This window comes from Alterinioella nitratireducens, assembly GCF_013155465.1.
GTDB lineage: Bacteria > Pseudomonadota > Alphaproteobacteria > Rhodobacterales > Rhodobacteraceae > Alterinioella > Alterinioella nitratireducens.
In genome coordinates this window covers 1-25129 of sequence record NZ_JABJVX010000020.1, presented here as the reverse complement: position 1 = coordinate 25129, position 25129 = coordinate 1, and the positions used below count along the sequence as shown (strand labels likewise).

At 67.6% G+C, this 25129-nt stretch carries 26 protein-coding genes; 18 read left to right on the top strand and 8 right to left on the bottom strand.

All coding sequences use genetic code 11. From position 1 onward, the window contains the following. Positions 1-47 precede the first annotated feature (47 nt). The 5 genes from HNS34_RS18790 to ilvN all read left to right on the top strand — a co-directional run bounded on the left by HNS34_RS18790 (position 48) and on the right by ilvN (position 6192). Positions 48-1802 (top strand): tetratricopeptide repeat-containing sulfotransferase family protein, encoded by a 1755-nt coding sequence (locus HNS34_RS18790; RefSeq protein WP_172321638.1) that lies wholly within the window; start codon positions 48-50, stop codon positions 1800-1802. Positions 1803-1978: 176 nt separating this feature from the next. Then, on the top strand, positions 1979-2401 hold the full coding sequence (locus HNS34_RS18785; protein ID WP_172321637.1) for a universal stress protein: 423 nt from the start codon (positions 1979-1981) through the stop codon (positions 2399-2401). A gap of 71 nt (positions 2402-2472) precedes the next feature. After that, the gene (locus HNS34_RS18780; RefSeq protein WP_172321636.1) at positions 2473-4113 is read left to right on the top strand and encodes a BCCT family transporter; all 1641 of its coding nucleotides are present in this window, start codon (positions 2473-2475) and stop codon (positions 4111-4113) included. A gap of 229 nt (positions 4114-4342) precedes the next feature. Next, positions 4343-5593, top strand: coding sequence for a glycosyltransferase family 87 protein (locus HNS34_RS18775; protein WP_172321635.1), 1251 nt, complete (start codon positions 4343-4345; stop codon positions 5591-5593). 20 nt (positions 5594-5613) lie between these two features. Beyond that, entirely contained in the window at positions 5614-6192 is a 579-nt protein-coding gene (gene ilvN / locus HNS34_RS18770; RefSeq protein ID WP_172321634.1) for an acetolactate synthase small subunit, read from the top strand. A 175-nt stretch (positions 6193-6367) separates the two neighbouring features. On the opposite strand, the gene HNS34_RS18765 is transcribed toward ilvN, so the two are convergent. After that, positions 6368-6640, bottom strand: a complete 273-nt coding sequence (locus tag HNS34_RS18765; RefSeq protein ID WP_172321633.1) for an EF-hand domain-containing protein — start codon at positions 6638-6640, stop codon at positions 6368-6370. A gap of 370 nt (positions 6641-7010) precedes the next feature. Here HNS34_RS18765 and HNS34_RS18760 point away from each other — a divergent pair, with 370 nt between their 5' ends. The 3 genes from HNS34_RS18760 (at position 7011) to HNS34_RS18750 (ending at position 9104) form a co-directional block, all read left to right on the top strand. After that, positions 7011-7565: an RNA polymerase sigma factor gene (locus tag HNS34_RS18760; RefSeq protein WP_172321632.1), complete on the top strand. Its 555-nt coding sequence runs from the start codon at positions 7011-7013 to the stop codon at positions 7563-7565. Positions 7566-7729: 164 nt separating this feature from the next. Then, a complete protein-coding gene (locus tag HNS34_RS18755) occupies positions 7730-8893 on the top strand; it encodes an aromatic ring-hydroxylating oxygenase subunit alpha (protein WP_172321631.1) in 1164 nt (387 codons plus the stop codon). Next, positions 8883-9104, top strand: a complete 222-nt coding sequence (locus HNS34_RS18750) for a hypothetical protein (protein ID WP_172321630.1) — start codon at positions 8883-8885, stop codon at positions 9102-9104. The genes HNS34_RS18755 and HNS34_RS18750 overlap by 11 nt, the downstream gene beginning before the upstream one ends. Positions 9105-9164: 60 nt before the next feature. On the opposite strand, the gene HNS34_RS18745 is transcribed toward HNS34_RS18750, so the two are convergent. Next, complete coding sequence (locus HNS34_RS18745) at positions 9165-9743, bottom strand: lytic transglycosylase domain-containing protein (RefSeq protein ID WP_172321629.1); 579 nt, start codon at positions 9741-9743, stop codon at positions 9165-9167. Between the two features lie 169 nt (positions 9744-9912). Here HNS34_RS18745 and ssb point away from each other — a divergent pair, with 169 nt between their 5' ends. The 4 genes from ssb to trpE all read left to right on the top strand — a co-directional run bounded on the left by ssb (position 9913) and on the right by trpE (position 15199). Beyond that, positions 9913-10410 (top strand): single-stranded DNA-binding protein, encoded by a 498-nt coding sequence (ssb, locus tag HNS34_RS18740; RefSeq protein ID WP_172321628.1) that lies wholly within the window; start codon positions 9913-9915, stop codon positions 10408-10410. Positions 10411-10562: 152 nt separating this feature from the next. Next, positions 10563-11750, top strand: coding sequence for an aminotransferase (locus HNS34_RS18735; RefSeq protein ID WP_172321627.1), 1188 nt, complete (start codon positions 10563-10565; stop codon positions 11748-11750). Positions 11751-11824: 74 nt separating this feature from the next. Continuing rightward, positions 11825-13681 carry a SurA N-terminal domain-containing protein gene (locus HNS34_RS18730; RefSeq protein WP_172321626.1) on the top strand — a complete coding sequence of 619 codons (1857 nt, stop codon included), beginning with the start codon at positions 11825-11827 and terminating at the stop codon, positions 13679-13681. A gap of 6 nt (positions 13682-13687) precedes the next feature. Continuing rightward, positions 13688-15199, top strand: coding sequence for an anthranilate synthase component I (gene trpE, locus HNS34_RS18725; RefSeq protein ID WP_172321625.1), 1512 nt, complete (start codon positions 13688-13690; stop codon positions 15197-15199). A gap of 155 nt (positions 15200-15354) precedes the next feature. Here trpE and HNS34_RS18720 read toward each other — a convergent pair whose 3' ends face one another. Beyond that, positions 15355-16239, bottom strand: coding sequence for a LysR family transcriptional regulator (locus HNS34_RS18720; RefSeq protein WP_172321624.1), 885 nt, complete (start codon positions 16237-16239; stop codon positions 15355-15357). 89 nt (positions 16240-16328) lie between these two features. Between HNS34_RS18720 and HNS34_RS18715 the strand changes: the two genes are divergently transcribed. Both HNS34_RS18715 and HNS34_RS18710 read left to right on the top strand, forming a co-directional pair. After that, the gene (locus tag HNS34_RS18715) at positions 16329-16946 is read left to right on the top strand and encodes a class I SAM-dependent methyltransferase (protein ID WP_172321623.1); all 618 of its coding nucleotides are present in this window, start codon (positions 16329-16331) and stop codon (positions 16944-16946) included. A 166-nt stretch (positions 16947-17112) separates the two neighbouring features. Continuing rightward, positions 17113-17514, top strand: coding sequence for a hypothetical protein (locus tag HNS34_RS18710; protein ID WP_172321622.1), 402 nt, complete (start codon positions 17113-17115; stop codon positions 17512-17514). Positions 17515-17520: 6 nt separating this feature from the next. Here HNS34_RS18710 and HNS34_RS18705 read toward each other — a convergent pair whose 3' ends face one another. From HNS34_RS18705 to HNS34_RS18695, 3 genes are all read right to left on the bottom strand, one after another. Next, positions 17521-18351, bottom strand: coding sequence for a VHL beta domain-containing protein (locus HNS34_RS18705; protein ID WP_172321621.1), 831 nt, complete (start codon positions 18349-18351; stop codon positions 17521-17523). A gap of 80 nt (positions 18352-18431) precedes the next feature. After that, complete coding sequence (locus HNS34_RS18700) at positions 18432-18857, bottom strand: DUF6314 family protein (protein WP_172321620.1); 426 nt, start codon at positions 18855-18857, stop codon at positions 18432-18434. Continuing rightward, a complete protein-coding gene (locus tag HNS34_RS18695) occupies positions 18854-19198 on the bottom strand; it encodes a hypothetical protein (RefSeq protein WP_172321619.1) in 345 nt (114 codons plus the stop codon). The genes HNS34_RS18700 and HNS34_RS18695 overlap by 4 nt, the downstream gene beginning before the upstream one ends. 86 nt (positions 19199-19284) lie before the next feature. On the opposite strand from HNS34_RS18695, the gene purB reads away from it, so the two are divergent. From purB to HNS34_RS18675, 4 genes are all read left to right on the top strand, one after another. Further along, positions 19285-20592, top strand: a complete 1308-nt coding sequence (purB, locus tag HNS34_RS18690) for an adenylosuccinate lyase (RefSeq protein WP_172321618.1) — start codon at positions 19285-19287, stop codon at positions 20590-20592. A gap of 283 nt (positions 20593-20875) precedes the next feature. Continuing rightward, positions 20876-21784, top strand: a complete 909-nt coding sequence (gene argC / locus HNS34_RS18685) for an N-acetyl-gamma-glutamyl-phosphate reductase (RefSeq protein WP_172321617.1) — start codon at positions 20876-20878, stop codon at positions 21782-21784. An 84-nt stretch (positions 21785-21868) separates the two neighbouring features. After that, entirely contained in the window at positions 21869-22957 is a 1089-nt protein-coding gene (locus HNS34_RS18680; RefSeq protein WP_172321616.1) for a FliG C-terminal domain-containing protein, read from the top strand. Between the two features lie 69 nt (positions 22958-23026). Then, positions 23027-23644 (top strand): LysE family translocator, encoded by a 618-nt coding sequence (locus tag HNS34_RS18675; RefSeq protein WP_172321615.1) that lies wholly within the window; start codon positions 23027-23029, stop codon positions 23642-23644. Here HNS34_RS18675 and HNS34_RS18670 read toward each other — a convergent pair. Together HNS34_RS18670 and HNS34_RS18665 are read right to left on the bottom strand one after the other, a co-directional pair. Then, positions 23641-24420, bottom strand: coding sequence for a gamma-glutamyl-gamma-aminobutyrate hydrolase family protein (locus HNS34_RS18670; RefSeq protein ID WP_172321614.1), 780 nt, complete (start codon positions 24418-24420; stop codon positions 23641-23643). The two genes, HNS34_RS18675 and HNS34_RS18670, sit on opposite strands and share 4 nt — an antisense overlap. Before the next feature lie 71 nt (positions 24421-24491). Continuing rightward, complete coding sequence (locus HNS34_RS18665) at positions 24492-24914, bottom strand: GlcG/HbpS family heme-binding protein (RefSeq protein WP_172321613.1); 423 nt, start codon at positions 24912-24914, stop codon at positions 24492-24494. Positions 24915-25129: the final 215 nt, after the last annotated feature.

Genomic DNA, 25129 nt, shown 5'->3' with positions numbered 1-25129 from the left:
AAGGTGGGCAGACCTACCTGCCCACCGCCCCCAACAAAGGCCCCGCAATGCCCCCCGCACCCTCCCCCGCCCAGATCCTCACCGCCGCGCGCGGGATGATCGCGGGCGGTCGGCGGGGCGAGGCCGCCGCCCTCCTGCGCAAATATCTCTACCACAACTCCCGCGACCGGGCGGCGCGCAAGCTGCTGGCCTCGCTCGGCCCCGACGCGCATCCCCATCCCGCCCTCTCGGCGCAGGAGCGGGCCGCGCGGCAAGCGCTCCTCACCGCCTTTCGCGCCGGGGATCACCGGACCGTCCTCGCCCGGGCGGAGCCCCTGCTCAAACGCCAGCCTCTGCTCTCTGACATCGCCAACGCGCTCGGCAACGCGCTGACGGCGACGGGCCAGCACGCCCAGGCCGCCCGCGTGCTCGACCACGCGATCCGCACCGATCCCGCCAGCCCCGACGCCTATCTCAGCCTGTCCTCGCTCCTGCGCACTCGCGGCCAGCCCGCCGAGGCGCTGGCCGCCTCCGAGGCTGCCCTCGACGTCGCCCCGGACAGTGCCGCGTGCCATGTCGCGCTCGGCCTCGCGCATCTCGACCTCGACGCCACGGACACCGCCGAAACCCACCTGCGCCGCGCCACCGAGTTGGACCCGCGCGCGCCGCAGGCCTGGGATGCGCTGGCCAAGATGCTGGAGCGGCAGAACCGGCTGGACGACCTAGATGCGGTCCTGTCTCAGGCCGAAACCCACCTGCCCGACGATCCGCAAATCCTGTTGAATCGCGCTGTCCACCTGGGACGCGTGAACCGTCACGAGGGCGTGCTGGACACCGCCGCCCGCATCCCCGATCTGCCCCCGCGCGAGGCCGCGATCCTCCACGTCACCCGCGCCCGCGCGCTGGATGCGCTGGACGATCCCGACGCCGCCATGGATGCCTTCACCGCGATGAACGACGCTGCCGGGACCTTCCCCGGTCGCGGCGACATCTCGGGCGCGCGCTACCTGGCGCGTGTCGAACACCACCTGGCCGCCGCCGACCGGATCGCGCCCGCAACCCGCACCGGCACCACGCGCCAACCCGTCTTCATGGTCGGCTTCCCGCGCTCGGGCACGACGCTTCTGGAGACCATCTTGCTGACCCATCCGCGCGTGGCGCTGGTCGAGGAACAGCCGCTGATCAACCTGCTGACCGACGGCCTGCGCCCTGAAACCCTGGCCCAGGATCTCGCGGCACTGAGCGATGCCGAGGCCGACAGCCGCGCCCGCGCCTACCTCGCCGCGTTCGAGGCCGCCCTCGGCGCGCCGCTGGACACCCGCATCGGTTTTGACAAGCTGCCCCTCAACCTGGTCGAGGCCGCCGCCATCGCCCGCTGCTTTCCGCAGGCGAAATTCATCTTCTCGCTGCGCCATCCCTGCGACGTGGTGCTGTCCTGTTTCATGCAGAACTTCGCCCCAAATGACGCGATGGAGAACTTCCGCAACCTTGAGGATGCCGCCATCCTCTACGACCGTGTCATGACCCTCTGGACCGCCAGCACCGAGGCCCTGAAGCTCGACACCGTCACCCTGCGCTACGAGGATTTGACCCAGGACCTGCGCGGCGCGATCACGCCTATTCTGGCCCATCTCGGGCTGGACTGGACCGACGCGATGGACCGCTTTCACGAAACGACGCGGCCCATGGTGCGCACCGCCAGCTACCGCCAGGTCAGCCAGCCGCTCTACCAGAGCGCCACCGGACGCTGGCGCCGTTACGAGGCGCATCTTGCCCCGGTGATGGACCGTCTGGCCCCCTGGATCGACGGATTCGGCTATTAGAAACCTCGCCCGATCGCCCCTTCCGCACCACCCGTTTGCGTTCAAGGCACACCCAAGTTAGGCTTTCCCCAGCCTCCTGGATGTCGTTTCCGGCATTCAACAGGTCTGTCGGGACATACGGCCCGCCGCGTGGTCCGGCATTGTCAAGTGAAACGAGACAATAGAGCGAGGGCGATGTGTTCAGAAAGATCATGATACCGGTCGATCTCGGCCATGTTGAGGCGCTGGAACGCGCCTTGCAGGTCGGGGCCGACCTCGCCGGTCACTACGGGGCCGAGGTGCATTACGTCAGCGTGACCGGCACCGCGCCGAGCAAGATCGCGCACAGCCCCGAGGAGTTTCGCGAGAAGCTGAACCGCTTCGCGGCCGCCGAGGCCGAGGCGCGCAGCATCGCCTCGACCCATGCCCATACCGTCATTTCGCACGATCCCAGCGTCGACATGGACCACCAGCTTTGCGAGGCCATGGACGAGATCGGGGCCGACCTGGTCGTCATGGGCTCGCATATCCCGCATTGGTACGAGTTCGGCTCGCATGGCGGCAAGCTGGCCGCCCATGCGCATTGCTCGGTGATGATCGTGCGCGACGATACGCGCTGAAGGAAACGAAACGGGACGCGCGAAGGTGCAGACACGTCACTGCACCGCCAACAGGATAAAGGACAAGAAACATGACAGATGACCCCGACAACCAGGGCATACCCGCCCCGGAAGGCGCGACGGAGATAATCGAAACCGATTACACCATCGGCCAGGACAACGTGGAAGGGACGCTCGGCCCGATCGGATTCGACATCCACAACCCGGTCTTCATGATCTCGGGCATCACCATCGTCGCCTTCGTCTTCTACACGCTGGCCCTGCCGGAACAGGCGGGCGACGTGTTCTCCTGGCTCTTTGCCCAGGTGACGCAGGGCTTTGACTGGTTCTTCCTCGGCGCGGCCAATATCTTCGTGCTGTTCTGCCTGTTCCTGGTCGTCACCCCCTGGGGTTCGGTCCGGCTCGGCGGGGCCGAGGCGACGCCGGATTACTCCTATATCGGCTGGTTCGCGATGCTGTTTGCCGCCGGTATGGGCATCGGCCTGATGTTCTATGGCGTCTCCGAACCGATGAGCCATTTCTCCACCTCCCTGGGCGGCGTGTCCGTGGGCGAGGATGGCGTGCGCACCGACTGGGCGCCGCTCGGCGCCGCCGCCGGCGACCAGGAGGCCGCAATCCGCCTCGGGATGGCCGCGACGATCTTCCACTGGGGCCTGCACCCCTGGGCGATCTACGCCGTGGTGGCCCTGGCGCTGGCGCTGTTCTCCTTCAACAAGGGCCTGCCGCTGACGATCCGCTCTGCCTTCTACCCGATCCTGGGCGACCGGGTCTGGGGCTGGTGGGGCCATGTCATCGACACGCTGGCGGTCTTTGCCACCCTCTTCGGCCTCGCCACCTCGCTCGGCTTCGGCGCGACCCAGGCCAATGCCGGTCTCAACCACCTCTTCGGCATTCCCATCGGCAACACGACCGAGGTGATCCTGATCAGCGTCATCACCGCGGTCGCGCTGATCTCGGTCGTGCGCGGCCTCGACGGCGGCGTCAAGATCCTGTCCGAGATCAACATGGGGCTGGCCTTCCTGCTGCTCGCCTTCACCCTGATCGCGGGTCCGACCGTCGCCATCATGACCGGCTTTGCCGATTACCTCATGTCCTATATCCAGAACCTGACCGCGCTGTCCAATCCGGTCGGGCGCGAGGACGTGAATTTCAGCCAGGGCTGGACCTCGTTCTACTGGGCCTGGTGGATCTCCTGGTCCCCCTTCGTCGGCATGTTCATCGCCCGCGTCAGCCGGGGCCGCACGGTGCGCGAATTCGTGATCTGCGTGCTGCTGATCCCGTCGCTGGTCAGCGTGCTGTGGATGTCGGTCTTTGGCGGCGTGGCGATCCAGCAGGTCGTGCAGGATGGCTATACCGCCGCCCAGGACGCCGATCTGCCGTTGCAGCTGTTCCTGATGCTGGAAGAACTGCCGCTGGCCTCGATCACCTCGTTCATCGGGATTATCCTGGTGATCGTGTTCTTCGTGACCTCGTCGGACTCCGGGTCGCTGGTGATCGACACGATCACGGCGGGCGGCAAGGTCGACGCGCCGGTGCCGCAGCGTGTGTTCTGGTGCATCTTCGAGGGCGCCGTGGCCATCGTGCTGCTGCTCTCGGCGGGTGGTCTTGCCTCGCTGCAATCCATGGTGATCTCGACCGGCCTGCCCTTCACCATCGTGCTTCTGATCATGTGCTGGTGCATCCTGCGCGGATTGATGAGCGAGAAGCGCTGACAGCCAACCGGGGGCGGGCCGCGCCTGCCCCCAAGAAAACCATAATTGCCGCATGTCCGAGAAGCGCAAAACCGGTTCCCACTTTTGCGCGACATGCTCAGACAGACCCCAGGCCCCCGCCCGATCCGGCACTTGATCGCGGCGGGGGCTTGTGCGACTTGAGACAGGATGCCGACACCCCCGGTCCCGACAGGACGCGCGGCCAAGGCGACTGCAAGGCTTCGGACACATGACCACCCCTCTCCCGCCCCACCTGCCCGCGCCCGCCCTGGCCCCGATGACCACGCGGCGCGGCTGGCAGGCGGGCACGCTGGTCCCGGCGCTGGTCGCGGTGATCATCGTCGGGTGGGTCGCCTTCGGCTGGCTGGAACTGGCCGCCAATGGCGCCACCTCGATCTCGCTCGACTTCCGCATCTTCTGGGCCGCCGCGCGCCTGGCGCTTCTCGATGCGCCGCTGGAGGCCTTCGACACCGCGCGCCTGGCGGCCATGCACGGCACCAGCGGCGAGGGCTGGATGCCCTGGGCCTACCCGCCCGCCTTCATGGTGGCGCTGATGCCGCTCGGGGGCCTGCATTTCGCCCTGGCGCTGGCCGTCTTCACCGCGCTTTCCGCCGCCGCCATGCTGGCCGCCGCGCGGCCCCTGGCGCAAGGCATATTGCCGCTCTGGCTGGCGCTGGCGCTGGCGCCCGCCTACCTGCCCTCCTTCCTGATGGGGCAGACGGCGGTGCTCTGGACGGCGGGGCTGATGGCGGCGCTGGCCTGCCTTGCCTCGGGCCGCCCGGTGCTGGCGGGGGTCTTCATCGGCCTGCTGACGCTCAAGCCGCAACTGGGCCTTCTGATCCCGGTCGCCCTGATCGCGGGCGGGCATTGGCGCTGCATCGCCTCGGCCACCCTGACCGCGCTTGTGCTGGCCCTTGCCGCCACGCTGGTTACCGGCCCCGGATACTGGCCGCTGATGGTCGAGATGATGCAGGTCCATTTCGACATCGTGCGCGGCACGGCGGCGGAAAACGCGCGCATGATCAGCGTCTATGCCGCGCTGGCGGGGCTTGGCCTGTCCGAGCCCCTCGCCCTCGCCCTGCAATGGAGCGTGACCGCCCTTGCCGCGCTGGCCGTGGCGCTGGCCTGGGCCAGCCCGCGCATCTGCGCCGATCTGCGCGCCGCGACGCTTCTGATCGCGATCCTGCTGTCGCAGCCCTACCTGTGGTATTACGAATCCGCCCTGCTGGCCCCGGCAGCCCTCTTCCTGATCCGCGCCCGCGTGCTCAGCCTGACCCACCTGCCGGGCCTCCTGCTGCTGGCCGCGATGTGGCTCGGGCTTGGCCCCGCGATCCTGGTGCAGTTCCTCAGCGGCGTGGAGGTTTCCCTGCGCATGGTCTTCGCGCCCATCCTTCTGCTCACTTTGGCCGTCACGCTGCGCGCCCTCACCCTGCGCGCCCTGCGTAGCGTTCCCCTTCATTCCAATTCGCCGCAAGGCTGACACGAAAGGACCCTGCCCCCATGTCCCCCCTCAATATCGAACAAGGCGCCACCAGCCATTCCGCCTATGACCTGCGCAGTCACCTGTCGGAAGAGATCGAGACCCACACGCTCGCCATTCTCGTCACCAACGAGGCAGGCGTGCTGGCCCGTGTCATCGGCCTCTTCTCGGGCCGGGGCTACAATATCGACAGCCTGACCGTGGCCGAGGTCGATCACGAGGGCCACCGCAGCCGCATCACCATCGTCACCTCGGGCACGCCCGCCGTGATCCACCAGATCAAGATGCAGCTTGGGCGGATGGTGCCGGTGCATGGCGTCTCGGACCTGACCGTCGAGGGGCCGCATGTCAGCCGCGAACTGGCGCTGATCAAGGTCTCGGGCAAGGGCGAGGCCCGCGTCGAGGCGCTGCGCATCGCCGAGATCTTCCGCGCCAACGTGGTCGATTCGACGCTGGAAAGCTTCATTTTCGAGATGACCGGCACGCCCGAGAAGATCGACGCCTTCACCGACCTGATGCGCCCCCTGGGCGAGGTCCGCATGGCCCGCACCGGGGTGGCCGCTATGGCGCGCGGGGCGCAGCAGCCGACGCTCTCGTAACGCGGGGCGCGCTCGATCGACCGAGCGCCCGCCCGCGAAAAAGGGGCACCCCGACGGATGCCCCTTCCCGCGTGACCGGCTGTCCCCATCCCTCCCGGCCATGCGCGCCCCGTCTGGCCGGTGGGGCGGGATCAGCGTTCAGGGTTGGTCACGTGCTGCAACAATGGGCGTCGGGTCAGCCCTCGCTCGGCAGCAGGCCGGCCTCTCGGGCGACGGCCAGCTCCTCTTCGTCCAGCCCGCCGCTGCCATCGGTATCCAGCGCCGCGAACTCGTCCTCGGTAATCTCGGGGGCCATGGCCACGAGCTCCTCGTAGCTGACCATCCCGTCACCATCGGTGTCCAGCATTGCGTGTTCCGCCGCCAGCGCCGCGGTCACCACCAGGGCCCCGCCAAGCGCGCATCCGGCCAGAACCTGGCCCGCCGTCCGGGTGAGAGTGGTAAATTCCATGGGATTGCTCCTTCGCATCCAGTTTGCAGTGTCGAATGTCCGCGCGACCGGAACAGATGTGCTCCGTCAGTGAGATCGCCCGGCATCCACAAGAACAGGACCGGGGGCGGCGCGGTTTCTTCCGGGGGGCCTGCCCGCGCCCCGCCCATGCGCGGCGATGCGCCGGTTTGCGGGGGCCACAGCCGGCGGGGTTTCGCCATGGCCCGCCGCAGGCCCGCCCCACGCGCAAGGCTTCGCCGATCGCGGAGAAACCCCGGCCCATTCCCGCGCATTCCCGTGCATCCCCGCGCACGGAGATTGCCAAGTCGTCCCCGCGCCCCATCCTGCAAAGGCGCCGCGCCCCACGGCACTTTCAAGGCTTTGATCCAACATGACCCATACGCGCCCCATCCCGCCCCAGGCGGCCCGCCAGCTCGAGGCCCTCTTGCCCGACCTGCGCCGCGTCGCGCGCTACCTGACCCGCGACCGCGAGGCCGCCGACGACCTCGTGCAGGATATCGTCCTGCGCCTCTGGGGCCGCATGGCCGATCCCGGCCAGGACCCGATCGACGAATTGCGCCATTACGCCTTTTCCGCCCTGCGCAACCGCATCCGCGACCGGGGCGCGCGGCTGGCCGCCGAGGCCTGGTTGATGCCGGTCTCGTCGGACAGCGACGCGGGCGCGGCGCTCCAACCCGCCAGTGCGCCCGAAGCGCCTGCGCGCCTGGCCTGCGCCGAGACGCTGGCCGCCCTCGACGACCTCAGCCCCGACCAGGCCGAGCTTCTGCGCCTGCGCGCGGTCGAGGGGCTCAGCTATGCCGAGATGGCACGGCGGCTGCGCGTGAGTGAAGGCACCGTCACCTCGCGCCTGTCGCGCGCCCGCGCCGCGTTGCGCAAACGGCTCGACCTTGCCCCGGACGCGCCGGTGACCTTCCTGATCGACTGAACGGGCGAAAAGCGGACAGACCTGTCAGGACTATCCGACAGATCTGTCAGGAGATTTCTCGACACATGTGTCAATTTCCGCCCCGTCAGAGTCGTGAACAGGCGCGCCCGGCCCCCGGGCGATGGCTAGACTCACCCCCAATCCACGCATGAGGGGAGGATGCCATGCCGAAGGATCAGCAGACCGATTACCTTTCCGCCGTCTCGGCCCCGATCGAGCTGGCGCGCGGGTTGCCGAACGCGCATTACACCGACCCCGCCACCATCGCCGAGGAAAACGCGGCGGTGCTTGAGGCGACCTGGGCCGCGCTGTCGGTCGGCGCGGAGGTGCCCGAGCCCGGCGATTGCAAACCCCTTGAATTCCTGGGCCAGCCGCTGCTTCTGCTGCGCGACGGCGACGGCCAGTTGCGGGTGTTTCAGAACATCTGCCGCCACCGCGGCATGATCCTTGTCTCCGAGCCGCGCAAGATCGAGGGCGCGATCCGCTGCCCCTATCACAGCTGGTGCTATGCCAAGGACGGGCGGCTGGTCTCGACGCCGCATGTCGGCGGGCCGGGGCAGAACAGCCACCCGGCAATGGACCGCGCCACATTGGGCCTGGTCGAGGTGCGCAGCCATATCTGGCGTGACGTCGTCTTCATCAACCTCTCGGGCGATGCACCGCCCTTCGAGGAGGTGCACGAGACGTTGCTAACCCGCTGGAAAGAGGTGGAAAAACCGATCTTTCATGGCGGGCCGGAAAGCAGCTTCATGCTGGAGGTCGAGACCAACTGGAAACTGGCGGTGGAGAATTACTGCGAAAGCTACCACCTGCCCTGGGTGCATCCGGGCCTGAACAGCTATTCCCGGCTGGAGGATCACTATCACATCGAGGAGCCGGGCAAGTTCTCGGGGCAAGGCACCTATGTCTACCGCCAGCTGAAGGGCGAGGAGGAGGAAGTGTTTCCCGATTTCGAGGGGCTCAGTTCGTTCTGGGACGAGGGCGCGGAATATGTCGCGGTCTATCCCAACCTGCTGCTCGGCGCGCAGCGCGACCATTGCTATGCCATCGTGCTGGAACCCGTGGCGCATGACCGCACGCGGGAACATGTACATCTCTACTACGCGCAGCCCGACACGCCCGAGGCGATGCGCCACAAGAACGCCGCCCTCTGGAAGGGCGTGTTCATAGAGGATGTGGTCGTCGTGGAAGGCATGCAGAAGGGCCGCGCGGCCCCCGGCTTCGACGGCGGGCGGTTTTCGCCCGCGATGGACGGGCCGACGCATCTGTTCCACGCCTGGGTGGCCGAAAGGCTGGCCGCGCATCGGGAGGGGCGGGATGCAGACTGATCTCGACACGCGGCTCCTGGCGGCCCATGCCGAGGAGAACCGCGCGGCGCTGATCGCGCTCTATGCCGAGGCGTCGGAGGGCGCGCGCGGACTGACCGCGCGGCGGTTCTACCTGACGCATGCCTATGTCTATGCGCTGGAGGCAGGCAGCCCCGAGGCCGTCACGATGCGGGGGAAGCTGGTGGATCTGGGGGCGGAAACGCTGGAGTGAAGCATGTCGCTCAAAAGTGGGAACCGGTCTTGAGCTTCCCGGACATGCGTCATCAATAAGTCAACTGCCCAGGATGGCGACCACGTAAGCCTGCGTTTCGGCGAAGGGCGGGATGCCGCCATAGGCCACCACCGCCTCGGGCCCCGCATTATAGGCCGCCAGCGCATGGGGCCAGTTGCCGAAGCGGCGGTATTGCTGCGCCAGGTAGCGCGCGCCGCCGTCCAGATTGGCGTGGCTGTCCTGCGGGTCGACGCCGAGCAGCACGGCGGTATCGGGCATGAGCTGCGCGAGACCGATCGCACCGGCACTGGAGAGCGCGGCGGGGTTCCAGCCGCTTTCCTGGGTCACAAGGCGCAGGAACAGATCCTCGGGGAGGCCATGGCGGCGCGCGGCGGCGCGGGCAACCTCCAGCCAAGGGCCGGCATATCGCCCCGTATAGCGCGGGATCGCGGTGTCCTCTTCCTCTCCGCCCGCGCCCGGTTGCAGGCGGGCGGAATACTCGTACTGCGTGGCCGCGCGGCTGTCGAGCAATTCAAGCTGCTCGCTGAAGCGCGCCAGCCTGTCGGCCCCGACGCCCTGCGCGGCGGCGGGAAGCGCGGGGGTCAGAAGCAGCGCGGCGGCAATCCCGAAATGTCGCATGTGACGTCCCTCATCCGGTTCCGGCGCAATATACGGATTTTTCTTGTCATTTCCAGTAGGCCACCGCGCGGGACGTTTTTCCGGCTCGGATTCGGCTTTTCTTAACCAAACCGGGATGATCTAACGGCGTGAACATGCTGGATTGAGAATCGAAACGGGGGATACGCATATGGCAGGCTCGGTCAACAAGGTCATTCTGATCGGAAATCTGGGCCGCGACCCGGAAACGCGCAGCTTCCAGAACGGCGGCAAGGTCTGCAACCTGCGGATCGCGACCTCGGAGACGTGGAAGGACCGCAACACCGGCGAGCGGCGGGAAAAGACCGAATGGCATTCGGTCGCGATCTTCCAGGAGGGGCTGGTGCGGGTGGCGGAACAGTATCTCCGCAAGGGCTCCAAGGTCTATATCGAGGGCCAGTTGCAGACCCGGAAGTGGCAGGATCAAAGCGGCGCGGACCGGTATTCCACAGAAGTCGTCCTGCAGGGCTTCGGCGGCACGCTGGTGATGCTGGACGGTCGCGGTGACGGCGGCGGCGGCGGTGGCGGCGGCGGATCGCAGGGCGGCTATGGCGGCGGCGGTGGCGGCTATGGCGACGATCGCGGCGGCGGTGATCAGGGCGGCGGCTATGGCGGCGGCAAGGACATGGATGACGAGATCCCGTTCTGATCCGTTGCCAAGCGGAGGCCGCTGCGCGGCCGCTCGATCCGTTTGATTGGCGCCTGCGGCCAGTGGTCTGACAAGATCGCTGGCCTTGCGCTTTTGACATCTGTGGCGCAGCCTCCGGCGGGGATATTTCCGGAACAAAGAAGGAGACGGGTATGCGCAATCTCAACCCGTTGCTTGGGCAGACGATCGCACCGCCGGTGATGGAGGCGCGGCGCTGGCTGGAGGGGGTGACGTTTTCCGCCGACCGGCCCTTGATGAATCTCAGCCAGGCCGCCCCGGTCGATCCGCCGCCCGAAGGGCTGCGGCGCGCGATGGCCGAGGCGCTGCTGGAGCAAGACGAGAGCCATCTTTACGGGCCGGTCCTGGGGCTGGAAGCCTTGCGCGCGGAACTGGCGGCGAAATGGAGCGCGGATTATGGCGGTGCGGTTGACGCGGGACAGGTCGCCATAACAGCGGGCTGCAACCAGGCCTTCTGCGCCGTCATGGCGACACTGGCGCAGGCAGGCGACGCCGTGATCCTGCCGACGCCGTGGTATTTCAACCACAAGATGTGGCTGGACATGACGGGGATCGAGACGCAGGTGCTGGCCACGGGCGAAGATCTCATCCCCGACCCGGAGGCCGCCGAAGCGCTGATCGACGCGCGCACCCGCGCCATCGTGCTGATCACGCCCAACAATCCCGGCGGCGTCGAATATCCCGCCCCCGTCATGGCGGCCTTCCGCGATCTGGCAAGGCGGCGCGGCATTGCGCTGATCGTCGATGAGACCTATCGCGATTTTCACTCTGTCACCGGGCCCCCGCATGACCTGCTGAGCGATCCCGACTGGGACGAGACCGTCATCACGCTCTATTCCTTCTCCAAGTCCTTCCGCCTGACCGGCCACCGCGTCGGCGCGATCATCGCCAGCGAGGCGCGGCTGCGCGAGGCCGAGAAATTCCTCGATTGCGTCGCGATCTGCCCCGCCCAGGTCGGCCAGATCGGCGCGCTCTGGGGGGTGCGCAATCTGACCGAGTGGCTGGCGGGCGAGCGGCTGGAAATCCTCGACCGCCGCGCCGCGATGGAGGCCGCGTTCCAGCGCCTGCCGGATTGGCACTTGCAGGGCTGCGGCGCCTATTTCGCCTATGTCCGCCATCCTTTCGCGCAAGCCTCGGACGCGGTCGCGCGGCGCCTTGTGCGCGAGGCAGGCGTGCTGGCCCTGCCCGGCACCATGTTCGGCCCCGCGCGCGAGGCGGGCGGATCGGGGCAGGCCGAAACCACCCTGCGCCTTGCCTTTGCCAATGCCGATGCGGCGGGGCTGGGGCAGTTGGCCGCGCGATTGTCAGACCTCACGTCATAGGCCCCCTTGCCCCCCCTGCGCCAAGCCCCTAAACCTGCGCCTCAACGGGCGCGGATAACAGGGAGAATACCGCCATGGCGAAACGCGCGGGCAAGAAAGCCTCGGACATCATCGTCTGGATCATCCTGGCCCTTCTGATGGTCGGGCTGGCGGGCTTTGGCATCGGCAGTTTCGGCACCAGCGCGGTCGAGGTGGGCCGGGTCGGCACCGCCCCGATCAGCGCGCGGCAATATGCCCGCGCCTTGCAGGCCGAACTGCGCGCCCAGGCCGCCGAGGGCGGGCAGTTTACCTCGCTCTCGGCAATGCGCGCGGCAGGGCTGGACCGCGCGGTGCTGGACGGGCTGGTCGCGCGCGCCGCCCTTACGCATGAGGCCGAGGCGATGGGCGTCTCGGTCGGCGACGAGGAGGTCGCGCGCCAGATCCGCAACACCACCGCCTTCCAGGGACCGGGCGGCGCCTTCGACCGCTCGGGCTATGAATTCCTGTTGCAGCAGCAGGGTTTCACCACCGAGGAATTTGAGGAAACCGTGCGCGAGGATATTTCACGCTCGCTGCTGCAATCGGGTGTTGTCGGCGGGCTGGAGATGCCAGCGGGCTTTATCGAGCCCCTGTTGGCCTACCAGACCGAAACCCGCAGCTTCACGCTGGCCCGCGTCACCGAAGACGATCTGGCCACCGGTCTCACCGCGCCGACGCAGGAGGAGTTGCAGGCCTATTACGACGAGAACCAGGCCCGGTTCGAGCGCCCCGAGGCGCGCGCCATCACCTATGCCTGGATCACCCCGGACATGATCATGGATGACGTGTCGGTGGATGAAACGGCTCTGCGCGCGCTCTATGACGAGCGCATCGCACAATATGTGCAGCCCGAGCGCCGCTTGCTGGAACGTCTGGTCCTCACGAGCGAGGAGGAGGCCAATTCCGCCATCGCCGCTCTGGAAGCCGGGGAAACCGATTTCGACATACTGGTCGCCGAACGCGGCCTGACGCTGGAGGATATCGACCTGGGCGAGGTCAGCGCCGATGACATCTCGGATGCCGCCGCGGAGGTGATCTTCGCCGATACCGAGCGTGAGATCTTCGGCCCGCTGGAAAGTGCATTCGGCCCCGCCCTCTACCGCGTCAACGCGGTGCTGGACGCAAGCGAAATCACCTTCGAGGAAGCGCAGGACGACCTGCGCGACGAACTGGCCGAGGACGCCGCGCGGCGCGCCATCGACGCGATGGTCGAGGAGATGGACGACCTCCTGGCCAGCGGCGCCACGCTGGAGGAACTGGCCGCGGAGACCGGGATGGTCCTGGACACCGTCACATGGCGCGAGGGGGCCGATACCGGCATCGCCGCCTATGACGATTTCCGCGAGGCCGCCGCGACCGTGTCCGAGACCGACTTCCCCGAATTGCTGCCGCTGTCCGATGGCGGGCAATTCGCGTTGCGCCTCGACGAGGTGATCCCGGCCAGCGTCCCGCCATTGGACGAGATCACGAATGAGGTCACCCAGGCCTGGCGCGACACGCAGCTGCGCGAGCGGCTGACCGACCGGGCGCAGTCGCTGATCACCCAATTGGCCACAAGCGGCAGCCTGGAGGATCTGGACCTGGAGTTGCAGCAGGAGGAGTTGATCCGCCGCAACGATTTCATCCCCGACGCGCCGCCGACACTTGTGGCGCAGATCTACCAGTTGGACGGTCCGGGCGACCTGGTGGTGATCCCGGCCAGCCGCTCGGCCTGGATCGCGCGGCTCGACAGCATCAACTCGGGCACGGAAGGGGCCGCCGATACCGTCGCGCTGCGCGCCGTGTTCGAGGCGCAAGGCGCGCAGGCGATGGCGCAGGACCTCTTCGAGGCTTACGGTCAGGCGTTGCAGGCCGAGATCGGCATTTCGCTGGACCAGGGCGTGATCAACGCGGTCCACGCGCAGTTCCCCTGAGGCATCATGGCGCTGATCCCCGCATTCGACAGGTTCGAGGCCGGATGGGCCGAGGGGCGCAATCAGCTGGTCTATACCCGTCTGGCCGCCGATCTGGACACGCCGGTTTCGGTGATGATGAAGCTGGCCGATGCGGGGCGCGACAGCTTCATCCTCGAATCGGTCACCGGCGGCGAGGTGCGCGGGCGCTATTCGATCATCGGCCTGAAACCCGATCTGATCTGGGAATGCCGGGGCGACGAGAGCCGGTTGAACCGCGACGCGCGCTTTGACGGCGAGGCGTTCGTGCCGTGTGAAGAGCCGCCGCTGACCGCGATCCGGTCGCTCTTGGCGGAATCCGCCATCGACATGCCCGAGGACCTGCCCGCCGCCGCCGCCGGTCTCTTCGGTTATCTCGGCTATGACATGATCCGGCTGGTGGAACATCTGCCCGATGTGAACCCCGACCCGCTCGGCCTGCCCGACGCGGTGCTGATGCGGCCCTCGGTCATCGCGGTGCTGGACGGGGTCAAGGGCGAGGTGACGGTGGTCTCGCCTGCGTGGAACCGGTCGGGCCTGTCGGCGCGCGCGGCCTATGCGCAGGCCGCCGAACGGGTGATGGACGCGGTGCGCGACCTGGAACGCCAACCCTCCGGCACCTCGCGCGAAATGGGCGAGGCCGCCCCGGTCAGCGCGCCCGTCTCCAACTTCGCCAAGCCCGATTACCTGGCGGCGGTGGAGAAGGCCAAGGCGTACATCCGCGCGGGCGACATCTTCCAGGTGGTGCCCTCGCAGCGGTGGCGCCAGCAGTTCCGCGAGCCGCCCTTCGCCCTCTACCGCGCGCTCAGGCGCACCAACCCCTCGCCATTCATGTTCTTCTTCAATTTCGGCGGCTTCCAGGTGGTGGGCGCCAGCCCCGAGATCCTGGTGCGCGTCTTCGGCGGCGAGGTCACGATCCGCCCCATCGCCGGAACCCGCAAGCGCGGCGCCACGCCCGAGGAAGACCGCGCGCTGGAGGCCGATCTGCTCTCGGACGAAAAGGAACTGGCCGAGCACCTGATGCTGCTCGACCTGGGCCGCAACGACACCGGCCGGGTGTCGAAGATCGGCACCGTGCGCCCGACCGAGGAATTCATCGTCGAGCGCTACAGCCATGTCATGCATATCGTCTCCAACGTGGTGGGGGAACTGTCCGACGATCACGACGCCCTCTCGGCGCTGCTTGCGGGCATGCCCGCGGGCACGGTCTCGGGCGCGCCCAAGGTCCGCGCAATGGAGATCATCGACGAGCTCGAGCCGGAAAAGCGCGGCGTCTATGGCGGCGGCGTCGGCTATTTCAGCGCGGGCGGCGACATGGACATGTGCATCGCGCTGCGCACGGCGGTGGTGCAGGACGAGACGCTCTATATCCAGGCCGGCGGCGGCGTGGTCTATGACAGCGACCCCGAGGCCGAGTTCGAAGAGACCGAGAACAAGGCCCGTGCCATCAAGCGCGCGGCGGAGGAGGCGAGCCTCTTCACGAGCCGGCGCAACGGCTAGACCGGCCACCCCCTTCTTTGTTCCGAAAATATCCTGGGGAGCGCGAGGGGCAACGCCCCTCGCATCGGTCGGATTGCGCAGCAATTCGACCCCGAAAGCCCGCCGCGCGCGCCACGTGTAGGGCGCCGCCATCCCGCACCCCGCCACGCCCCCCTCTACCGCAACCCCTCCGCCAACACATCAAAGACCAGCCGGATCCGCGCGCTGGTGTGCAACTCGCGATGCGTGACCAGCCAGATCGGCACCGGAATGGGTGGAAAATCGGGCAGCACACGGATCACCTCCTCGCTCTGCGCCGCGATGTCCTCGGAGGCCAGCCCGATGCCAAGGCCCTGCCGGACCATCTCCCAGGCCACGGCTGTGTTCTCGCTGAAATAGCGGAACTGGCGGGGGGCCAGGTGCAGCCCATGCGCGGCGAGATAGTCGATCATGCGCGGGCTCTGGTCGATGCCGATGAACTGCGCCCCCGCCACATCCGACAGCGATGCGGGCGCGCCGACGCGGCGGATATAGGCGGGCGCGGCATAGCAATGGGCAAGGGCCGTGCGGATCAGTTTCGCGATCAGCTCGGGCTCGGAGGGGCGCACATGGCGGATGGCGATATCGGCCTCGCGGCGGCGCAGGTCGCTGATCTGGTTCGACACTACGATCTCCACATTGATCCCCGGCGCGCGGCGGGCGAGGTCGACCAGGATCGGTGGCAGGATATGGGCGGCATAGCTGTCGCTGGCCGAGATGCGCACATGGCCCTCGATGCTCGTGCTCTGGCCGGTGGCCGCCAGCGACAGCCGCGAGGCCGCCTCGCCCATGGCGCGGGTCTGCTCCAGAAGCTCCATCCCCGGCGCGGTCAGCACCAGCGTCTTGCCGATGCGCTCGAAGAGGGTCACGCCAAGGGCTGCCTCCAGCCCCGCCACCTGCCGCCCAAGGGTGGGCTGCGTCAGCCCGAGCGCGCGGGCGGCAGCCGAAAGCGAGCCCTCCTCGACCGTCGCGAGAAACGCGCGGACCTGGTTCCAGTCATAGCTGACGCTGCGCCAATCCATGCATGAATGCATATCATGAATATGGGTTTGCGCAATTTCCCTTGATGCGCGTTCGGGATAGGAGACCGGCACCCAAAGGAGAAACCGCCATGACCCCTGCCCGATTCTGGGACCGCGCCGCCCCGAAATATTCCCAACGCCCGATCGGCAACATGGCCGCCTACGAGGCCGGTCTGGCCCGCGTGCGCAGCCATCTGACCGGTAGCGACCGCCTGCTGGAACTGGGCTGCGGAACGGGCGGCACCGCGCGGCGGCTGGCACCCCATGTGTCCGAGGTGACGGCGACGGATATCTCGCCCGCCATGATCGCGATCGCCAGGACCCGCGCGGCCGAGGAAAGCGTGACCAACATCACCCACCTGACCGCCTCGCTGGAGGGCAGCTTGCCCGCCGGTCCCTTCGACGTGGTCGCGGGGTTCAACCTGATCCACCTCCTGCCCGACCCGGAACGCGACATCGCGCGGATCCGCGATCTGGTCAAACCCGGCGGGCTTTTCATCTCCAAGACGCCCTGCCTGACCGGGCTTTTCGGGCTCCTGCGCCCGGTGGTCGGCGCGATGCGGCTTGCGGGTCGCGCACCAAAGGTGCATTTCCTCTCGCCCGCCCGGCTGGACCGCGCCGTGACAGCCGCCGGGTTCGAGATCATTGAGACCGGCAATTACCCGAAATCGCCCCCCGGCCACCTGATCGTGGCGCGGCGGGTCTGAACGTCTTTGACCTGCCCGCGCGCGGTCTCAATCGTTTCAGGTTCAAGATATATGGGTTTTCTCTGCCTCGTCCCGTGCAGGGCCGAACGCGAAAAACGATCCACTATTTCCATCGGAGCCTCAAACGATTTAGATTACCGGGAAACCGAAAGCCCGAGGCGCGCAGATGTCAGACTTGCCAGAATACTACTTCCGCATCCGCGAGAACGGCGCGGCGCTTTTCCGGGTCGACACCCAGAACCGCCAGCGCCGGATCGAGATGACGGAACTGGCCGCGATCAACGTCAAGAACGGCAACGTGCGGGCGCATGGCGACCACGTCCTGACGGATGAGGAAAAGGCCGTCATCACAGAATGGATCACGGAGCGCCGCGAGGTGCTGGCCGAGCGCGACCTCGACGACATCCACCGCGCGGTCGATTACCTCAACCTGACCACCCATTGGGCGCAGAGCCGCGCCAGCGACGAGGATCTGGAGGATGTGACCGACCGGCTGCTGCTGGCGATGCACGATTTGCGCTCGGTGCTGGTGCGCAAGAAGGCCGACCGGCTGATGAAAGGGGGCTGAGCGCCCTTATTCGTTGCCGAAATTCCGGTTCGGCGCGGTGATGGCATAGCTCTCCTGCCCCGCCTGCGGCAGCATCGCCTCAAGACAGTTGCCCGGCCCGTCCGTGATCATCCAGGGATGCGTCAGGTAGGTGTCGATGGTGATCGCCTCGCCGGGGTTGAGCGATCCGATCTCGACCGGGCTGCCGGTGTAATCCATCCAGATCAGCCCGCGCGATCCGTCCGTGCCATTGGTGAAGGTGATGCGCTGGCCGACCTCGCCATTGAGCGAGGCCATGCCCTGCACCGCGTCGCAGGTCACGCCATCGCCAGGCTGCGGCGCGGCCCCCAGGGCGGGATCGGCACAGGCGGTCAGGAACCGGTTGAGCGGCTCGGCCACGCCCGCCGTCACGATCTCCGCGCCCTGGCCTTCGGGGATCGCATAGCTCAACACGTCGCGCACCCGCATCAGGTTGAACAGGCCATTGCCCAGGTCCACCGCCATCTCGACGCCGGTGATGCCGACCTCGGCCCCGACCCCGATGATACTGCCCTCGACCGAGGTTCCGGCCCCCGCCCCGTCGGTGAAGGACAGCACCGTCGCGGCGCCGTTCTGCAACCCGGCGGTATCGGCGGCGATCTGGACCACTGCGTAGGGCCCGCCCGCGCCGATCTGGCATTGGGCGAGGAATTGCACATTGTCGGTTTCGGGCACGCCATGGGCCAGCACGATGATGGATTGGAACGGATCGGCGGCAAGTTCGGTCGTCGCGCCCCATTGAAGCCCGTCCTGCGCGAGGGCGCCGATAGGCGTGAGCGTGAGGGCGGCGGCGCTGAGGGCAAGACGAATGCGGGTCATGAAAAATCTCTGCTGTTGGATGGGTCAAATGGCGATGGGGTCAGCCTAGGCGAGTGTCCACTCAACCTCAAGTGTCATTCCTACACTTGCGTGGAGTCCCGCGCATCGGGGGCATAGTGGCTGACCATCTCAAACGCCTTGCGCGGGCCGGTGACGTGCCAAATGGCGCGCCAGTCTGGCCAGCCGGAGAAATCGTAACGCACCCGGTAGAGGTCCGGCGGGCAGTCATGCGTGGCCTTTGTCGCCGCGCCCGAGAACCAGTGAAATGGTCGGCCATCGTCGAAGAAAACCGCGATCCCCCGCCCCTCCGCCCGCCACAGATAGCGCCGCTCGGCCCGCATCGGGGGGCCATCGCCATAGCGCAAGAGGCCGGTCTCGGTCAGGACCAACCCCTGCGCCTCCACCGTGAACAGGGCCTGCCCGTCAAGCCGCCCCACCACGCCTGCGCGGGCATCGTCGATCCGGCGGGTCAGCCGCCATCGCCCTCTGAAATCAGCCAGCTTCACGGGGCGACCGGCCTGCCGATATAGGCGTCCCCCGCCGACCCGGCAAAGCGCAACGCGCCGGTCCCATCCGTGAAAAGGTCGTAGCAGGCCCAGTGATCCGAGGGCGGCCATTGGCTGCAATATTGCCCGCCCTCGGCGCGCCAATAGCCCCAACTGGGCCGCGCATCGTCGTAGAAAGTCCGCCCCGAGGCGTGGAACCGCTGCGACGCGCCGCTGTCATAGAGGATCTCGACCTCGCTCAACGCCGCCGTGATCGCGTCATCGCGCGTGATCTGCACCCAGTCCGCCCGCGCCGCGCCCGCCGCCGCCAGCCAGATCATCAAGACAGCCAAGAGTTTCATTCCCGCGACATCCCGCATCCTTGTGATCCCCCCGACCCCACCGTAAGAGGGCGCGAACCCCCTCACAAGAGCAAGGCAGCGCCGATATGATCCCCCGATATTCCCGCCCCGAGATGGTCAAGATCTGGTCGCCCGAGACCAAGTTCCGCATCTGGTACGAGATCGAGGCCCATGCCTGCGACGCGATGGCCGATCTGGGCGTGATCCCGCGTGAAAACGCCGACGCCGTGTGGAAGGCGCGCGATGTGGAGTTCGACACGGCCCGGATCGACGAGATCGAGGCCGTGACCAAGCATGACGTGATCGCCTTCCTGACCCATCTGGCGGAACATGTCGGAGCCGACGAGGCGCGCTTCGTGCATCAGGGCATGACCTCCTCGGACGTGCTGGACACCTGTTTCAACGTCCAGCTTGTGCGCGCCGCCGACATCCTCATTGCCGATCTGGAGGGGCTTCTCGCCGCGCTCAAGACCCGCGCGATGGAACACAAGATGACCATCCGCATCGGGCGGTCGCACGGCATCCATGCCGAACCGACCACGATGGGGCTGACCTTCGCCCGCTTCTACGCCGAGATGGACCGTAACCTGACCCGGATGCGCAGCGCCCGCGCCGAGGTGGCGACCGGCGCGATTTCCGGCGCGGTCGGCACCTTCGCCAATATCGACCCTGCGGTCGAAACCCATGTCTGCGAGAAGCTCGGCCTTGAGCCCGAGCCGATCTCCACGCAAGTCATCCCCCGCGACCGCCACGCCGCCTTCTTCGCCACTTTGGGCGTGATCGCCAGCAGCATCGAGAACATCGCCACCGAGATCCGCCACATGCAGCGCACCGAGGTGCTGGAGGCGGCCGAGTTCTTCTCGATGGGGCAAAAGGGCTCCTCCGCCATGCCGCACAAGAAGAACCCGGTGCTGACGGAGAACCTGACCGGGCTGGCGCGGCTGGTGCGCATGGCGGTGATCCCGGCGATGGAGAACGTGGCCCTCTGGCACGAGCGCGACATCTCCCATTCCTCGGTCGAGCGCAATATCGGCCCCGACACCACGATCACGCTGGATTTCGCCCTGTCGCGGCTGACCGGCGTGATCGAAAAGCTGCTGGTCTATCCGGATAACATGCTGGAAAACATGAACAAGTTTCCGGGCCTGGTGATGTCGCAGCGCGTCCTGCTGGCGCTGACGCAGGCCGGTGTCAGCCGCGAGGATGCCTATCGGCTGGTGCAGAGGAACGCGATGAAGGTCTGGGATCACCGCACTGACTTTCGCGAGGAATTGCTGGCCGACGAGGAGGTGCGCGCGGCGCTGTCGGAAGACGAGATCAACGAGAAATTCGACCTCGGCTATCACACCAAGCATGTCGACACGATCTTCGCGCGGGTGTTCGGCGACGGGTGACGGGAACCGGACCGGGATGCGCCGCGCCTTGCGGGCCTTGCGACCCTGCCTCGGACCGCACCCGCGCTCGGTCGACCGAGCGCTGCGCCCCGCGCGCGGAATTGCCAAGGCGCGCCCGACCTGCTAGGGCGGTGCCTGACCCCTGCGCAACGGGGGCTCAACGGAATATGCCATGCCGACCGGTCTTGATCACTCGCTCCGCCTGACTGCGCGTCGCCGACGACGCGCCTGACCCCTGCCTGCGCCCTCCCCTCTATCTTCACTGACAAAGGAGCCTCCTGCCATGGTGGCCAAGGTATTCATCGACGGCGAGGCCGGCACCACCGGCCTGCAAATCCGCGAGCGGCTGGATGGGCGCGCGGATGTGGACCTCATCTCGGTCGATCCGGCCCGCCGCAAGGACGCCGACGCCCGCGCCGAGGCCTTCACGCAGGCCGACATCGCCATCCTCTGCCTGCCCGATGACGCCGCGCGCGAGGCGGTGACGCTTGCGGGCGACACGCGCATCATCGACGCCTCCACCGCGCATCGGATCGCGCCCGGCTGGACCTACGGGATGCCCGAACTGCCAGGACAACGCGAGGCCATCGCGGGTGCCACGCGCGTGGCCAATGTCGGCTGCTACGCCACCGGCTCGATCGCGCTGGTCCGGCCCCTGCGCGATGCCGGGATCCTGCCGCCTGAATATGCCGCGACACTGACCGGCGTGTCGGGCTATACCGGCGGTGGCAAGGCCCTGATCGCCGAATATGACGCAGGCACCGCGCCCGCCCATTTCCTCTACGCCCTGGGCCAGAGCCACAAGCATGTGCCGGAAATCATGCGCTACGCCACCCTCACCGTGCAGCCCGCCTTCCAGCCCGCCGTCGGCAATTTCGCGCAAGGCATGGTGGTGCAACTGCACCTGCACCGCGCGGGCGTGAACGGCGATGTCACCCGCGACACCCTCGAGGAGGCGATGCGCGCCTTCTATGCCGAGGCCCGCTTTGTCGAGGTGACGCCCGCCCCCGACCGCCTCGATCCGCAGGCCGTGAACGGGTCGAACCGGATGCTGATCTCGGTCCATGGCGACGACACGGCCGGCATCTGGACCCTGACCGCGACGCTGGACAATCTCGGCAAGGGCGCGTCCGGCACCGCCGTGCAGAACCTCAACCTGATGATCGGGGCCGACGAGGGCGCGGGGCTCTAGATCCGCGCGCATCCGCGCCAAATTTGAACCAAACCCGCCGCATTCGGCCCGCGGCGGGAAACCCTCCCTTAACCCGCGCTCCCGATGCTGATCCATGGGGTAATACGAGAGATGTGGGGGTGCAGCACGATGGGGCTGACGCAGGAATTGATGGACCCGGAGGGCACGGCGCTGCCCGTCCGGCACTTGACCAACGCCGAAAAGGCCGCCGTGATCGTGCGGCTCCTGATCTCGGAAGGGGCCGCGCCGCGCCTGACCGGGCTCAGTCCCCGGCAACAGGAACGGCTGGTCGAACGCATGGCAAGCCTCGCGCCCGTCGACCGGCGCACCCTGGCCGCCGTGGCGCAGGAATTCGCGCAGAGGCTGGACAATCTCGGCCTGACCTTTCCGGGCGACATGGCCGGCGCGCTGGAGATGATCGGCGAGCACCTGTCGCAGGACACCCGCCAGCGCCTGACCGATCGCGCCGAGGCCGAAGGCCCCCCCGATCCCTGGCGCAAGCTGGCGGGGATGGAGGCCGACCAGCTCCGCCCCCTCGTCACCCGCGAAAGCGCCGAGATCTGCGCCATCCTGCTGGCCAAGCTGCCGGTCTCGAAGGCCGCCGTCCTGCTCTCCGACCTGCCCGAGGATCGCGCCCATATCGTGGCCCATGCCGTCTCGCTGACCGGCGCGGTCGATCCCGCCACAATCGCCCGCGTCGGCGACCAGCTGCTCGGCGAATTGAGCGCCAGATCCGCCCCCGCCTTCGACGGCAACCCGGCGGATCGCGTCGGCGCGATCCTGAACGCCGCCACCGCGACCACCCGCGAAAAGGTGCTGGACGGGCTGGATACGCGCGATGAGGTCTTCGCGGGCCATGTCCGCCGCGCCATCTTCACCTTCGAGCATATCCCCAAACGGGTCGAGGCCAAGGACGTGCCCCGCGTCATGCGCGCCGTCGATCCCGAGACCACCGTGCTGGCGCTGGCCGCCGCGATGCAGGCCGCCCCCGTCGCGGTCGAGTTCCTGCTGGAGAACATGTCCAAGCGCATGGCCGAACAATTGCGCGAAGACGCCGAGGCGCGCGGCACCATCCGCGGCGCCGAGGGCGAGGCCGCGATGGCCGAGGTCGTCACCGCCATCCGCGCGCAGGAGGAGGCCGGAGAGATTCGCCTGATCGCGCCGGAGGACTGAGCCCGCCTGTCCCTTGACGCAAATCGCCCGCGCGCCCTAGGCTCGGGGCGTGAAAGGCGGTCCACCCCCATGCCCCTCGACACATATTTGATCTATCTCGCCGCGGTGGCGGTCTTCTTCGCCACGCCACCCGACAGCAGCCAGCTTCTGATCATCTCGAACAGCATCCGCCACGGGCTTGGCCGCAGCCTCTTGACCGTGGCGGGCGACCTCAGCGCCAACATGCTGCAGATGACCGCCGCCGCCTTCGGCCTCGCCGCGATCATCGCCAGTTCGGCCAGCGCCTTCCTGTGGATCAAGTGGCTCGGCGTCGCCTACCTGGCCTGGATCGGGCTGCAACTGATCCTGCGCGCAGAGCGCCTCCCGAACCCTGCCAGTGCGGGCACACGCCTCTTCCGGCAAGGTTTCATCACCTCGATGGCCAATCCCTTCGCGGTGGTCTTCTTCGGCGCGCTCTTCCCGCAATTCATCGACCCCGCGCGCCCCGTTCTGCCGCAGCTCCTGATCCTCGGCCTGACCTACCTGGTCGTCGACGGGGCGATCCTGATCCTCTGGGGCTGGACCGGCAGCCGCGCGGTGACCCTGCTCAAGCGTCTCTCGCTCGGGATGATCAACCGGATCTGCGGCGCGCTGATGATCGGTGCCGCCGCGCTTCTGGCATCAAAAGACCTGACGCCAAACCGTTAGGCTACATCCCGCACCGACAGCGCGCGGCGCCCATCCGCCCAGGCCCGCGCCGCCTGCCCCAAGCCCTTGAACAGGGGCCGCGAGACCGGATCCTGCGCCGCGCGATATTCCGGGTGCCACTGCACCGACAGCGTAAATCCCGGCGCATCCGCGATATAGACCGCCTCGGGCGTGCCATCCTCGGCATGGCCATCAATCACCACCCGCGCGCCCGGCGTCTTGATGCCCTGCCCGTGCAGCGTGTTGGTCATCACCTCGCGCGCGCCCATCAGGCGGTGAAACGGCCCGCCGTCCGAGAACTTGACGATATGGCGCAGGGCAAACTTCTCCTCCAGCGTGCCATCGGGCGGCATCCGGTGGTTCATCCGCCCCGGCAGGTCGCGGATCTCGGGGTAGAGCGAGCCGCCCATGGCGACATTGACCTCCTGGAACCCCCGGCAAATGCCCAGGAAGGGCTGCCCCCGCTCGACACAGGCGCGCACCAGCGGCAGGCTGACGGCATCGCGGCTCCGGTCGAACGCGCCATGCGCCTCGGTCTCGTCCTCGCCATATTCCTCCGGGTGGACATTGGGCCGGCCGCCGGTGAAGAGGAACCCGTCGAAGGTTTCCAAGAGCTCACCCGTGCTGGCGTAGCGCGGATCGGCGGGGATCACGAGGGGCACACAATCCGAGACCTCGGCAATCGCTTCCGAGTTCATCTGCCCGCCCGCATGGGTCGGATACTGGTCGTTCAGCAGATACTGGTTGCCGATAATACCGATCAGGGGGCGCGCCATCGAAACCTCTCTTGCATCCGGGTTTCAAAGCTATACAAGGCCCGGTCGCGCCTGACCAGATGCACCCGCCTTCAGGCGGCGCCCGCATACCCCGCCAGACCGATCCCCGCCAGCGCCGCCGCCGCGTCATTCTCCGAGCTGTCGCCGGTCACGCCGACCGCGCCGACCACCGCGCCATCCGCGTCCTTGACCAGCACGCCCCCCGGCACCGGGATCATCTTGCCGCCAAGCGCGCCATTCACCGCCGCGATGAAATAGCCCTGTTCCTCGGCCCGCGCCATCTGCACCGATCCCGGCATCCCCAGCATGACCGCGCCATAGGCCTTGCCCCGCGCGATCTCGAAGCGCCCCGGCGCGGCCCCATCCTCGCGCTCGAAGGCCAGAAGATGCCCGCCCGCATCCAGCACCGCGACACTCAGCGGCTTCAGCCCCATCTCGCGGCCCTTCGCGCGCGCGCCCGCCACGATCCCCCGTGCCTGGTCCAGCGTAATCATCCCGTTCACCCCCCATTAAGGTTAACGCGCCAGCGCCCCGAGAGGGGCCGCCACGCGGGTCCATCATCTTCTTGGCACAAATACTCACGAACCTGACCCTACGGAAACCGCCCACGCCGTTGAAGCAGTTTCAACGAAAAAACGTATGGCCCGCCCCGGTTGCAAGCGACGATTGGGTGACGGCGTAATCAGTCTGCACAAACGTATCCGGCATG

Coding starts and splice junctions, on each gene's coding strand:
- HNS34_RS18790 (WP_172321638.1), top strand. CDS start 48: ATGCCCCCCGCACCCTCCCCCGCCCAGATCCTCACCGCCGCGCGCGGG.
- HNS34_RS18780 (WP_172321636.1), top strand. CDS start 2,473: ATGACAGATGACCCCGACAACCAGGGCATACCCGCCCCGGAAGGCGCG.
- HNS34_RS18775 (WP_172321635.1), top strand. CDS start 4,343: ATGACCACCCCTCTCCCGCCCCACCTGCCCGCGCCCGCCCTGGCCCCG.
- ilvN (WP_172321634.1), top strand. CDS start 5,614: ATGTCCCCCCTCAATATCGAACAAGGCGCCACCAGCCATTCCGCCTAT.
- HNS34_RS18765 (WP_172321633.1), bottom strand. CDS start 6,640: ATGGAATTTACCACTCTCACCCGGACGGCGGGCCAGGTTCTGGCCGGA.
- HNS34_RS18760 (WP_172321632.1), top strand. CDS start 7,011: ATGACCCATACGCGCCCCATCCCGCCCCAGGCGGCCCGCCAGCTCGAG.
- HNS34_RS18755 (WP_172321631.1), top strand. CDS start 7,730: ATGCCGAAGGATCAGCAGACCGATTACCTTTCCGCCGTCTCGGCCCCG.
- HNS34_RS18750 (WP_172321630.1), top strand. CDS start 8,883: ATGCAGACTGATCTCGACACGCGGCTCCTGGCGGCCCATGCCGAGGAG.
- HNS34_RS18745 (WP_172321629.1), bottom strand. CDS start 9,743: ATGCGACATTTCGGGATTGCCGCCGCGCTGCTTCTGACCCCCGCGCTT.
- ssb (WP_172321628.1), top strand. CDS start 9,913: ATGGCAGGCTCGGTCAACAAGGTCATTCTGATCGGAAATCTGGGCCGC.
- HNS34_RS18735 (WP_172321627.1), top strand. CDS start 10,563: ATGCGCAATCTCAACCCGTTGCTTGGGCAGACGATCGCACCGCCGGTG.
- HNS34_RS18730 (WP_172321626.1), top strand. CDS start 11,825: ATGGCGAAACGCGCGGGCAAGAAAGCCTCGGACATCATCGTCTGGATC.
- trpE (WP_172321625.1), top strand. CDS start 13,688: ATGGCGCTGATCCCCGCATTCGACAGGTTCGAGGCCGGATGGGCCGAG.
- HNS34_RS18720 (WP_172321624.1), bottom strand. CDS start 16,239: ATGGATTGGCGCAGCGTCAGCTATGACTGGAACCAGGTCCGCGCGTTT.
- HNS34_RS18715 (WP_172321623.1), top strand. CDS start 16,329: ATGACCCCTGCCCGATTCTGGGACCGCGCCGCCCCGAAATATTCCCAA.
- HNS34_RS18710 (WP_172321622.1), top strand. CDS start 17,113: ATGTCAGACTTGCCAGAATACTACTTCCGCATCCGCGAGAACGGCGCG.
- HNS34_RS18705 (WP_172321621.1), bottom strand. CDS start 18,351: ATGACCCGCATTCGTCTTGCCCTCAGCGCCGCCGCCCTCACGCTCACG.
- HNS34_RS18695 (WP_172321619.1), bottom strand. CDS start 19,198: ATGAAACTCTTGGCTGTCTTGATGATCTGGCTGGCGGCGGCGGGCGCG.
- purB (WP_172321618.1), top strand. CDS start 19,285: ATGATCCCCCGATATTCCCGCCCCGAGATGGTCAAGATCTGGTCGCCC.
- argC (WP_172321617.1), top strand. CDS start 20,876: ATGGTGGCCAAGGTATTCATCGACGGCGAGGCCGGCACCACCGGCCTG.
- HNS34_RS18680 (WP_172321616.1), top strand. CDS start 21,869: ATGCTGATCCATGGGGTAATACGAGAGATGTGGGGGTGCAGCACGATG.
- HNS34_RS18675 (WP_172321615.1), top strand. CDS start 23,027: ATGCCCCTCGACACATATTTGATCTATCTCGCCGCGGTGGCGGTCTTC.
- HNS34_RS18670 (WP_172321614.1), bottom strand. CDS start 24,420: ATGGCGCGCCCCCTGATCGGTATTATCGGCAACCAGTATCTGCTGAAC.
- HNS34_RS18665 (WP_172321613.1), bottom strand. CDS start 24,914: ATGATTACGCTGGACCAGGCACGGGGGATCGTGGCGGGCGCGCGCGCG.